Annotated in this window: 8 protein-coding genes; 3 read left to right on the top strand and 5 right to left on the bottom strand. The window is 76.6% G+C overall.

Translation table 11 applies throughout. The features are described from left to right. Positions 1-112: 112 nt before the first annotated feature. Both ACFV0G_RS15400 and ACFV0G_RS15395 read right to left on the bottom strand, forming a co-directional pair. Positions 113-2,383, bottom strand: a complete 2,271-nt coding sequence (locus ACFV0G_RS15400; RefSeq protein WP_380546807.1) for a heavy metal translocating P-type ATPase — start codon at positions 2,381-2,383, stop codon at positions 113-115. A 73-nt stretch (positions 2,384-2,456) separates the two neighbouring features. Continuing rightward, on the bottom strand, positions 2,457-2,675 hold the full coding sequence (locus tag ACFV0G_RS15395; protein ID WP_380546805.1) for a heavy-metal-associated domain-containing protein: 219 nt from the start codon (positions 2,673-2,675) through the stop codon (positions 2,457-2,459). A 238-nt stretch (positions 2,676-2,913) separates the two neighbouring features. On the opposite strand from ACFV0G_RS15395, the gene ACFV0G_RS15390 reads away from it, so the two are divergent. Then, on the top strand, positions 2,914-4,119 hold the full coding sequence (locus tag ACFV0G_RS15390; RefSeq protein WP_380546803.1) for a PP2C family protein-serine/threonine phosphatase: 1,206 nt from the start codon (positions 2,914-2,916) through the stop codon (positions 4,117-4,119). 10 nt (positions 4,120-4,129) lie between these two features. Here ACFV0G_RS15390 and dhaL read toward each other — a convergent pair whose 3' ends face one another. Both dhaL and dhaK read right to left on the bottom strand, forming a co-directional pair. After that, entirely contained in the window at positions 4,130-4,786 is a 657-nt protein-coding gene (dhaL, locus tag ACFV0G_RS15385) for a dihydroxyacetone kinase subunit DhaL (protein ID WP_380546801.1), read from the bottom strand. Positions 4,787-4,811: 25 nt separating this feature from the next. Then, entirely contained in the window at positions 4,812-5,807 is a 996-nt protein-coding gene (gene dhaK / locus ACFV0G_RS15380) for a dihydroxyacetone kinase subunit DhaK (RefSeq protein ID WP_380546799.1), read from the bottom strand. Between the two features lie 135 nt (positions 5,808-5,942). Between dhaK and dhaM the strand changes: the two genes are divergently transcribed. Further along, positions 5,943-6,335, top strand: a complete 393-nt coding sequence (gene dhaM, locus ACFV0G_RS15375; protein WP_380546797.1) for a dihydroxyacetone kinase phosphoryl donor subunit DhaM — start codon at positions 5,943-5,945, stop codon at positions 6,333-6,335. 97 nt (positions 6,336-6,432) lie between these two features. Here dhaM and ACFV0G_RS15370 read toward each other — a convergent pair whose 3' ends face one another. Then, the gene (locus tag ACFV0G_RS15370; protein WP_380546795.1) at positions 6,433-8,127 is read right to left on the bottom strand and encodes a bifunctional 3'-5' exonuclease/DNA polymerase; all 1,695 of its coding nucleotides are present in this window, start codon (positions 8,125-8,127) and stop codon (positions 6,433-6,435) included. A gap of 214 nt (positions 8,128-8,341) precedes the next feature. Here ACFV0G_RS15370 and ACFV0G_RS15365 point away from each other — a divergent pair, with 214 nt between their 5' ends. Then, entirely contained in the window at positions 8,342-10,366 is a 2,025-nt protein-coding gene (locus ACFV0G_RS15365; protein ID WP_380546793.1) for a M3 family metallopeptidase, read from the top strand. The last annotated feature ends 77 nt before the right edge of the window (positions 10,367-10,443 follow it).

Genomic DNA, 10,443 nt, shown 5'->3' with positions numbered 1-10,443 from the left:
TCACCCCCCCCCCCGCGCAGCGCGCCAACCCCCCCCGCGCTCTCCCCCGCTCCCCCGGCGCGGCGGGGCGGGGGGGCGCCCCGGCGCCCCCGGGCCCGGCCCGGGCCCGGGCTCAGGACGGGCGGAAGCGGCGCAGCCGGAGGCTGTTTGTGACCACGAAGACCGAGGAGAACGCCATCGTGGCGCCCGCCACCACCGGGTTGAGCAGCCCGGCCGCGGCCAGCGGGATCGCCGCGACGTTGTAGGCGAACGCCCAGAACAGGTTGCCCTTGATGGTGGCCAGGGTGCGCCGGGACAGCCGGATCGCGTCGCCCGCCGAGCGGAGGTCGCCGCGCACCAGGGTGAGGTCGCCGGCCTCGATGGCGGCGTCGGTGCCGGTGCCCATCGCCAGGCCCAGGTCGGCCTGGGCGAGCGCGGCGGCGTCGTTCACTCCGTCGCCGACCATGGCGACCGTGCGGCCCTCGGCCTGGAGCCGGCGCACCGCGGCGACCTTGTCCTCGGGGAGCACCTCGGCGACCACGTCCTCGGCCGGGATGCCGACCTCGGCGGCGACCGACTCGGCGACCGCCCGGTTGTCGCCGGTCAGCAGGACGGGCCGCAGGCCCAGCGCCCGGAGGTCGGCGACGGCCTCCGCGCTGGTCGGCCGGACCGTGTCGGCGACCTCCAGGACGGCGCGGGCCGCGCCGTCCCAGCCGACCGCGACCGCGGTGCGGCCGGCCCGCTCGGCGGCGGCCCGGGCGGCGGCCAGCTCCGGTGGCAGCGGCTGGCCCCGGTCGGCGAGCAGCGCCGCCCGGCCGGCGACCACGGCCCGGCCCTCGACCGTGCCCAGCACACCCCGTCCGGGCAGGCTCTCGAAGCCCTCGACCCCGGGCAGGCGGCCCGCCCGCCCGGCCGCGGCCGCGGTGATCGCGGCGCCGATCGGGTGCTCGGAGGCGTTCTCCAGGGCGCCCGCCAGCCGCAGGGCCAGCTCCTCGTCGACGCCGTCGGCGGTGTGCACGGCGACCAGCGCCATCCGGCCGGTGGTGACCGTGCCGGTCTTGTCGAGGACGACGGTGTCGACCCGGCGGGTGTTCTCCAGCACCTCCGGGCCCTTGATCAGGATGCCGAGCTGGGCGCCGCGCCCGGTGCCGACCATCAGCGCGGTCGGGGTGGCCAGGCCGAGGGCGCACGGGCAGGCGATGATCAGCACGGCGACGGCGGCGGTGAACGCGCCGGTCGCGCCGTCGCCGAGCAGCAGCCGGGCGACCAGGGTGCCCAGGGCGATCAGGACGACCGCCGGCACGAAGACGGCGGAGACCCGGTCGGCCAGCCGCTGTGCGGCGGCCTTGCCGTTCTGCGCCTCCTCGACCAGCCGCGCCATCCGGGCCAGCCGGGTGTCGGCGCCGACCCGGGTGGCCTCGACCACCAGCCGTCCGCCCGCGTTGACGGTGGCGCCGGTGACGGCGTCGCCGACGGACACCTCCACCGGGACGGACTCGCCGGTGAGCATCGACGCGTCGACCGCGGACGCCCCCTCCACCACCGTGCCGTCGGTGGCGACCGTCTCGCCGGGCCGGACCACGAAGCGCATGCCCACCGCCAGGGCGGCGACCGGGATCCGCTCCTCGCGGCCGCCGCGGAGCACCGCGACGTCCTTGGCGCCCAGGTCGAGCAGGGCGTGCAGGGCGGCGCCGGCACGCCGCTTGGAGCGCGCCTCCAGCCACCGACCGAGCAGGATCAGGGTGGTGACGACGGCCGCCGTCTCCAGGTAGAGCGTGGAGGCCGCGTCGCCGCCGCCGACCGCGAGGGTGAAGCCGTGCCGCATCCCGGGCATTCCGGCGTCGCCGAGGAACAGCGCCCAGACCGACCAGCCGAAGGCGGCCAGCGTGCCGAGCGAGATCAGGGTGTCCATGGTGGCGGTGCCGTGGCGCAGGTTGGTCCAGGCGGCGCGGTGGAACGGCAGGCCGCCGTGGACCACGACCGGGCCGGTCAGCGCGAAGGCCAGCCACTGCCAGTCGTCGAACTGGAGGGCCGGGACCATCGAGAGCAGCAGGACCGGGACGGACAGCACCGCACTCACCAGCAGCCGCTCGCGCAACGGGTCCGCCGGGCGCCCGGCGTCGGCCGGATCCTGCGGTGCGGCGGGCGCGGCGGGCGGCGGGGGGAGTTCGGCGGTGTAGCCGGCCCGTTCGACGGCGGCGATCAGGTCGTCGACGGCGACCCCGGGGGCGAAGTCGACGCGGGCCTTCTCGGTGGCGTAGTTGACGGTGGCCTCGACCCCGGCCATCCGGTTCAGCTTCTTCTCGATCCGGGCGGCGCAGGAGGCGCACGTCATGCCGCCGATCGACAGCTCGACGCGCTGCTGCTCGGGCGCGGAGTCCATGCCTTGCGTGGTCGTGCTCATGCTCGTCTGCTCCTGGGTAGAGCGCGGCGGGGGCGCCGTCGGTGCCCCCGCCGCGGGGATCCGCCGGCGGGGGTCAGGCCGCGGGGCCGACCAGCTCGAAGCCCGCCTCGTCCACGGCGGCGCGCAGCGCGGCCTCGTCCAGCGGCTGCTCGGAGGAGACGGTGACGGTGCCGGCCTTGGCGTCCGCGGCGACCTCGGTGACGCCGGGCAGGCCGGACACCTCCGAGCTGACCGACTTCTCGCAGTGGCCGCAGCTCATCCCGCTGACGGTGTAGGTGACGGTGCTGGACATCGCTGCCTCCGGAGGCTTTCGTGGTGCGGGCCCGGCCCGCGTCTGTCTCTTCACAACACCATACCCCCAGGGGGTATTCCAGCCCGGGGGAGGGGTATGTGGCGTGCATCGCGGCCCGCGCCGGGTGCGATAGCAGAGGGTAGCCGCGCAGGTGCGGAACGCGCTCATCGGCGGGCCGGTGCCACCGCGCCCGACGCAGCGGCCGCGGTTCGCCCCGCAGGTCAGATATGTTCGTTTTGTGCTCTCGATCCGCCGAGTCCTGCGCGCCGCGCCACCGGACACCACCGGGCTGGCACCCGCCCGCCGCCGCTCCGCACTGCTCGCCGCGGATCTCCAGGACCTCTCCTTCCGGCGCCGCGCGGCCCCGGCGCTGATCGCCATCCTGCTGGTGTCGCTGGCCGACTTCTTCTCCGGCCAGGACCGCTACCTCGCCCCGCTGATGGTGATCGTGCCGTCCATCGCTGCGCTGCTGCTGAAACCGCTGGAAGTCCTGATGGTCTGCGGCATCGGCTTCCTGTCCCTCCTGTGGCTCAGCAACTACGACCAGGTCGCCAACATCAACGACCGCCGCTTCCTGTTCGGCGCGCTGCTCAGTTATCTGATCCTCACCCTGCTCAGCGCCTACCTCGCCCATCTGCGGATGCGCCGGGCCGCGGCGTTCGCCGCCGTCAGCTCGGTCGCCGAGGCCGCGCAGCGGGCCCTGCTGCGCCGGCCCGGGCCGCGCGTCGGCCCGCTCCGGCTGGCCGTGCGCTACGTCTCGGCGGCCGACGAGGCCAGGATCGGCGGTGACCTGTACTCGGTGCTGGAGACGCCGAACGGCACCCGGGTGCTGGTCGGCGACGTCCGCGGCAAGGGGCTCGGCGCGGTGCAGACCGCGGCGGTGGTGCTCGGCGCGTTCCGGGAGGCCGCCTACGACGAGGCCAAGCTCGGGGCGGTCGCCGCCCGGATCGAGGCCAGCGTGGAGCGGCACGTGCCGGACGGTGAGTTCACCACTGCGCTGTTCGCCGAGTTCGGCGCACCCGGCAGCGTCGAGCTGCTGCACTTCGGCCATGTGCCGCCGATCCGGGTGGCCCGGGACGGCACCACGAGCGTGCTGGAGGCGGAGGACCCCTGGGTGCCGCTCGGCCTCGGCCGGCTGGCCACCGGCGAGCCGGCCAGCGTCCGGCACGGCTTCGGGCCGGACGACGTCCTGGTGCTGTGCACGGACGGCGTGGTGGAGGCCCGGCACCACCGCACCGGCGAGTTCTACCCGCTGGCCGAGCGGGTCGGCCCGCTGGTGCGGGACGCGGCCCGCTCCGGCGCCGAACTGGAGGCCGCGGTCGGCCGGGTCTACGGCGACCTGCTCGTGCACACCGGCGGCGAACTCGGCGACGACGCCCTGCTGATGCTGATCAGCCGCGCCGACGAGGAGCCGGCCGACGACCGGCTGCCGGCCGGGGCGTGAGCCGTACCGGTCAGTCCTCCCGGCAGGCCTCGGCGAGCGCCTCGAACAGCAGCGCCGTCGAGACCGCGCCCGGGTCCAGGTGGCCGGCGCTGCGCGGACCGAGGTACGAGGCCCGGCCCTTGCGGGCGACCAGCGGGACGGTGGCGTCGGCACCCTTGCGGGCCGCGGTGGCGGCCGCCTGCGCGGCGGCGGCCGTCCCGCTGCCCGCCGCCGCCCGGAACGCGTCCACCGCCGGAGCGAAGGCATCCACCATCGTCTTGTCGCCGGGCTGGGCGCCGCCCAGGCGCTGTACCGCCGCCAGGCCCTCCGCGAGGGCCGCCGCCAGCGCCTGCGCCCCGGTCGGCGGCCGGCTGCCGGGCTCCTCGTCCGGCGTGGCCAGCGCGTGCCCGACCGCGCGGAAGGCGCTGCCGTAGAGCGGGCCAGAGGCGCCGCCGACGCGGGAGATCAGGGTGCTGCCGGTGGTGGTGAGGAGGGCGCCGGGGGAGGCGGCGGGGACGTCGCCGAGGGCCGCGAGCACCGCGTCGAAGCCGCGCCGCAGGTTGCTGCCGTGGTCGCCGTCGCCGATCGCGGCGTGGAGGGCGGTGAGTTCGGCCTCGTGCGCCGCGACCGCCGTGGCCAGGGTGCGGATCCACGCCTCGGCGCGCGGGGTGTCCAGGGTGCCGTCCATCGGCTGCTGCGTCCTCTCGGCCGGGTCAGGACCAGGTCAGGGCGGGGGTGTCGACCGGGGCGTCCCACAGCTGCAGCAGCTGCCGGTCGGCCTTGGTCAGGGTGAGCGAGAAGCCGGCCATGTCGAGGCTGGTGACGTAGTTGCCCACCAGGCTGCGGGCGATCGTCACCCGGTGGTCGGCCAGCCGGGCGCGGACCTCGCCGAAGACCACGTAGAGCTCCAGCAGCGGGGTCGCGCCCAGCCCGTTGACCAGGGCGATCACCTCGTCGCCCGGGCCCAGGTGGTGGTCGGCGAGCACGGTGTCCACCACCTCGGCGACCAGCTCCGCGGCCGGGCGCATCGGTGCGCGGCGGCGCCCCGGTTCGCCGTGGATGCCCACGCCGACCTCGATCTCGTCCTCGGGCAGGTCGAAGCCGGGCCGTCCGGCGGCCGGCACGGTGGCCGCGGTGAGCGCGATCGCGAACGACCGGGAGGCCTCGTCGACCCGGCGCCCGGCCTCGGCGACCTCCGCGAGCGGGGCGCCGCGCTCGGCCAGCGCCCCGGCGATCTTCTCGACCGCGACGGTGGCGCCGGTGCCGCGCCGCCCGGCCGTCCAGGTGGAGTCCTCCACGGCGACGTCGTCGTCGACCAGCACGGTGGCCACCGCGATGCCCTCCTCGGCGGCGAGCTCGGCGGCGAGCCGGAAGTTGAGCACGTCACCCGTGTAGTTCTTCACGATGAACAGCACCCCGGCGCCGGTGTCGACGGCGCGGGCCGCGGCCACCATCTGGTCGGGCACCGGCGAGGTGAAGACCTCGCCCGGGCAGGCCGCGTCGAGCATCCCCGGGCCGACGAAGCCGACGTGCAGCGGCTCGTGCCCGGAGCCGCCGCCGGAGACCAGCGCGACCTTGCCGGGCTCGGCGGGCCGGGCCCGCAGCACCACCCGGGCGGAGGCGTCCACGGCCAGCCCGGGATGGGCGGCGGCGATCCCGGCGAGGGCGTCGGCGAGCAGGGTCTCCGGACTGTTGATCAGTTTCTTCACGTGACCGGCTCCTCGCGGCGGCGCTCCGTCGGCTGTCGCGCCGACGTTACGCCGGGAACCCCCGGTGGCCGGGCGCTACGACACGCCGGACGGTGCGGGCGGCACCCGGCGCCGGTCACCGCCTAGGGTGCGGGCATGGCAGCACTGGTCGGCATCGTCCTGGTCTCGCACAGCCCGGCGATGGCCGCCGGGCTCGGCGACCTGCTCGGCGAACTCGGCGGCGGCGCCGTCGCGGTGGCCCGCGCCGCGGGGACGGCCGACGGCGGGCTCGGCACCAGCGACGACCTGGTCCGCCGGGCCCTGGCCGAGGCGGACGGCGGGGCCGGGGTGGTCGTGCTGGCCGACCTCGGCAGCGCGGTGCTGACCGTGCGGGCGGTGCTGGACGAGGGCCGGTCCCCCGGCGCGGTGCTGGCCGACGCGCCGTTCGTGGAGGGGGCGGTGGCCGCCGCGGTGACCGCCTCCACCGGGGCGGAGCGGAACGAGGTGGTGCGCGCGGCGGAGGCGGCCCGGGACTTCCGCAAGTTCTGACCCGGCCGCCGGTGCCGGGCCGAGGACCGGGCCGCGGGTGCCGATCCGACCGTCGGCGGATGCCGATCCGACCGTCGGCGGATGCCGCTGCGGCCGGCTACTTGGCGTCGGCGTAGCAGTCCACCACCGCGGTGGAGAGCGGGAACCGGACCGGGGTCGCCCCGAAGACCAGCGCCCGGGCCTCGTCGGCGGCGGCGGCCACCTCCTCCGCCACCCGGTCGGCGAGGTCGGCCGGGGTGTGCACCACGACCTCGTCGTGCTGGAAGAAGACCAGGTGCGGGTGGTCCGTGCCGGACGCGAGCGCGGACAGCCGCCGGCGCAGCGCGGCGAGCAGGGCCAGTGCCCAGTCCGCGGCGCTGGCCTGGATCACGAAGTTGCGGGTGAACCGGCCGCGGGCCCGGGCGGAGCGGCCGCCGGCCTCGCCGGCCGTCTCCGGGGCCTCGGTCAGGTCGAGCCAGTCCGCCGACGGCGGCGGGCAGGTGCGGCCGAGCCGGGAGCGGACGATCCCGCCGTCCTCGCCGGTGCGGGCGGCGGCCTCCACGTACCCCATCGCGGCCGGGTAGCGGCGGCGGAGCGTGGCGAGCAGCGGCCCGATGTCGCCGCTGGTCTGGCCGTACATGGCGCCGAGCAGGCCGAGCTTCGCCTTCGACCGGTCGCCGTGGAAGGCGGAGGCGGCGAGCGCCTCGTACAGGTCGCCCTCGGCGGCCGTGCGGGCCAGGCCGGCGTCCTCGGAGAGCGCCGCGAGCACCCGAGGCTCCAGCTGGGCGGCGTCGGCGACCACCAGCGCCCAGCCCGGGTCGGCGACCACGGCCCGCCGCAGGATCCGCGGGATCTGCAGCGCCCCGCCGCCGCGGGTCGCCCAGCGGCCGGAGACCACGCCGCCGACCACGTACTCGGGCCGGAAACGGCCGCCGCGCGCCCATGCGGCCTGCCAGGCCCAGCCGTGGGCGGCGTGCAGCCGGGACAGCTCCTTGTAGCGGATCATCAGCTCGGCGGCGGGGTGGTCCACCCGGCGCAGCTCCCAGCTGCGGGTGGAGGAGAGCTGGATGCCCTGCTCGGCGAAGGCCCGCAGCACCTGGCTGTGCGAGTCGGGGTTGAACGGGCGGCCGCCGAGGGCCTGCTGGAGCTCGGCGGCCAGCTCGGCGAGTCGGCGCGGCGGGGCGCCGGGGATCTGCGGCCGCGGGCCGAGCAGCTCGGTGAGCAGCCGGTCGTGCACATCGGAGCGCCAGGGCAGGCCGTCCACGGCCATCTCGGCGGCGAGCAGGCCGCCCGCGGACTCGGCGGCGGCCAGCAGCCGTAGCCGGCCCCGCTCGGCCGGCCCCTCGACCGCGGCGAGCCGGCGCTGCTGATCGGCGTGGACGGCGACCACGGCCTCCAGCGGGTCGGCGCCCGGCGGGAGCTGCAGGCGGTCCGGGGCGAACAGGCCGGCCTGGTCCTCGTCGGCGGCGCCGGCCTCCGGCAGGTCCGCGGGGACGGGCAGCCGGCGCAGCCGCGCCCAGGCCGCGCCGAGCGAGCGGGGCTCGCCCCAGCGGCCCTCGTGGCCGAGCAGCAGCGGCTCGGTCAGCCGCAGGTCGTGGCAGCGGGCGAGCCGTCGGGGCAGCAGCGGTGCGTAGGCGCTGTCGGCGGCGGCGAACACCCAGCGCGGCTGTTCGGCGGCCTCGATCCGCGCGGCGGCGGCGGCGAGGTCCGGCACGGTCTGCGGCGGGCCGAGCGGCGTGCCGTCCTCGGCGAGTGCCTGCAGGCGGCCGCCGGGGCCGTGCGGATCGGGCACGAGGGCGTGGCGGGGGGCCATCGGCGGCCTCCTCTCCTGGTCGGGGTGCGGACGGTGCTCCTGGCGACGGTAGCGCGCGGCACCGACAGACGGTGCTGCGCCGCGGCCCGGGCACGACCGCCGGGCGGGCGCCGGGCGGGGCCGCGCGGGCAGGGCCGGGCTGGGCCGGTCCGGGCCGGAGGAGGGGCCCGGTGACCCGTAGGCGGCGGGCATGACAGCCCGTAGGGTCGGCACCATGAGCGACAACCCCTTCTTCGCGACCAGCACCCTGGTCCACGAGCTGCCGCCCTTCGCCGAGATCCGGGAGGAGCACTACCTGCCCGCGTTCGAGCAGGGGATGGCCGTGCAGCTGGCCGAGATCGCCGGGATCGTGGCCGACCCGGAGCCGCCCACGTTCGACAACACCCTGGTGGCGCTGGAGCGTTCGGGTGCCCTGCTGCGCCGGGTCCGGCTCGCCTTCGACAACCAGGAGTCCTCCGACACCACGCCCGTGCTGCAGGAGCTCGACGCGCTGCTCAGCCCGCGGCTGGCCAAGCACGCCGATGCGATCCACCTCGATGCCGGGCTCTTCGCCCGGATCGACGCGCTGTACCGGCAGCGGGCCGAACTCGGCCTGGACGACGAGTCGTTGCGGCTGCTGGAGCGCTACCGCACCGCGTTCGTCCGGGCCGGCGCCGAGCTGTCCGCCGAGGACCAGCAGCGGCTGCGCGACATCAACGCCGAACTCGCCGCCGACGAGGCGTCCTTCCGGCAGAACGTGATGGCCGCCACCCGCGACGGCGCGATCGTCGTGGAGCGGGCCGAACAGCTGGCCGGCCTGTCGCCGGACGCGGTCGCGGCGGCCGCCGAGAACGGCCGCGCGCTCGACCTGGACGGCTCGTACGTGCTGAGCCTGAAGAACTTCTCCAACCAGACCGAACTCGCCGCGCTCGCCGACCGGTCGCTGCGCGAGCGCCTGCTGGCGGCCTCGCTCGGCCGGGCCGCCGGGAGCAACGGGCCGCTGGCCGTCCGGATGTCCGCGCTGCGCGCCGAGCGCGCCGCCCTGCTCGGATTCCCCAGCCACGCCGCGTACGTGGTCGCCGACGAGACCGCGGGCACCGTCGAGGCGGTGGACGCGATGCTCGGCCGGCTGATCGCCCCGGCGGTGGCCAACGCCGAACGGGAGAAGGCCGAACTCCTGGCCGCCGCACGGCAGGACGGCCTCACCGAGATCGCCGCGCACGACTGGGCGTACTACGCGGAGCAGGTCCGGCGCGCCTCGTACCAGGTGGACGCCGAAGCGCTGCGCCCCTACTTCGAGCTCGAACGGGTGCTGCACGACGGGGTGTTCCGTGCGGCCGAGCTGGCGTACGGGGTGACCTTCGCCGAGCGCAAGGACCTGGTCGGCTACCACCCGGACGTCCGGGTCTTCGAGGTGTTCGACGAGGACGGCAGCTCGATCGGCCTGTTCCTCGGGGACTTCCACGCCCGCGCGTCCAAGCGCGGCGGCGCCTGGATGAACGAACTCGTCCCGCAGTCGGACCTGCTGGGCAAGCGGCCGGTGGTGGTCAACAACCTGAACATCGCCAGGCCCGCGCCCGGCGAGAGCGCCCTGCTCACCTGGGACGAGGTGCGCACCCTCTTCCACGAGTTCGGGCACGCCCTGCACGGGCTGTTCTCCGACGTCCGGTACCCGCTGTTCGCCGGGACGGAGGTGCCGCGCGACTTCGTCGAGTTCCCGTCGCAGGTCAACGAGATGTGGATGGTGCGGCCGGAGCTGCTGGCCGGCTACGCCCGGCACCACGCCACCGGCGAGCCGCTGCCGGCCGAGCTGGTGGAGCGGATGGCCGCGGCGGAGGGCTTCGGCCAGGGCTTCAAGACCGTCGAGTACCTCGCCGCGGCGCTGCTGGACTGGGCCTGGCACACCCTGCCGGCCGGCCACGAGGTCGCGGACGCCGAGGAGTTCGAGGCACAGGCGCTGCGGCGCGCGGGGCTGGCGGTGCCGGAGATCCCGCCGCGCTACCGCACCGCGTACTTCAGCCACATCTTCTCCGGCGGCTACAGCGCCGGGTACTACGCCTACATCTGGTCGGAGGTGCTGGACGCCGACACGGCGCAGTGGTTCCGCGACAACGGCCGGCCGGTGCGCGAGAGCGGCGAGGTGTTCCGGCGCGAACTGCTGGCCCGCGGCGGCAGCCGGCCCGCCCTGGACTGCTTCCGGGCGGTGGTCGGGCGCGACCCGGAGATCGGGCCGCTGCTGGCCCGCCGCGGCCTGGGCTGACGGCGGGTCCGGGCCCGCCACCCGCCGTGCCGGCGGCGGGCCCGACCCCACCACCCCGCACGGCCGGGAGTCCCGAC

The sequence above is a fragment of the Kitasatospora sp. NPDC059571 genome (assembly GCF_042735675.1).
Taxonomy (GTDB): Bacteria; Actinomycetota; Actinomycetes; order Streptomycetales; family Streptomycetaceae; genus Kitasatospora.
Note: the sequence above shows the minus strand (reverse complement) of the source record. Positions and strands in the feature narration are given on the sequence as shown.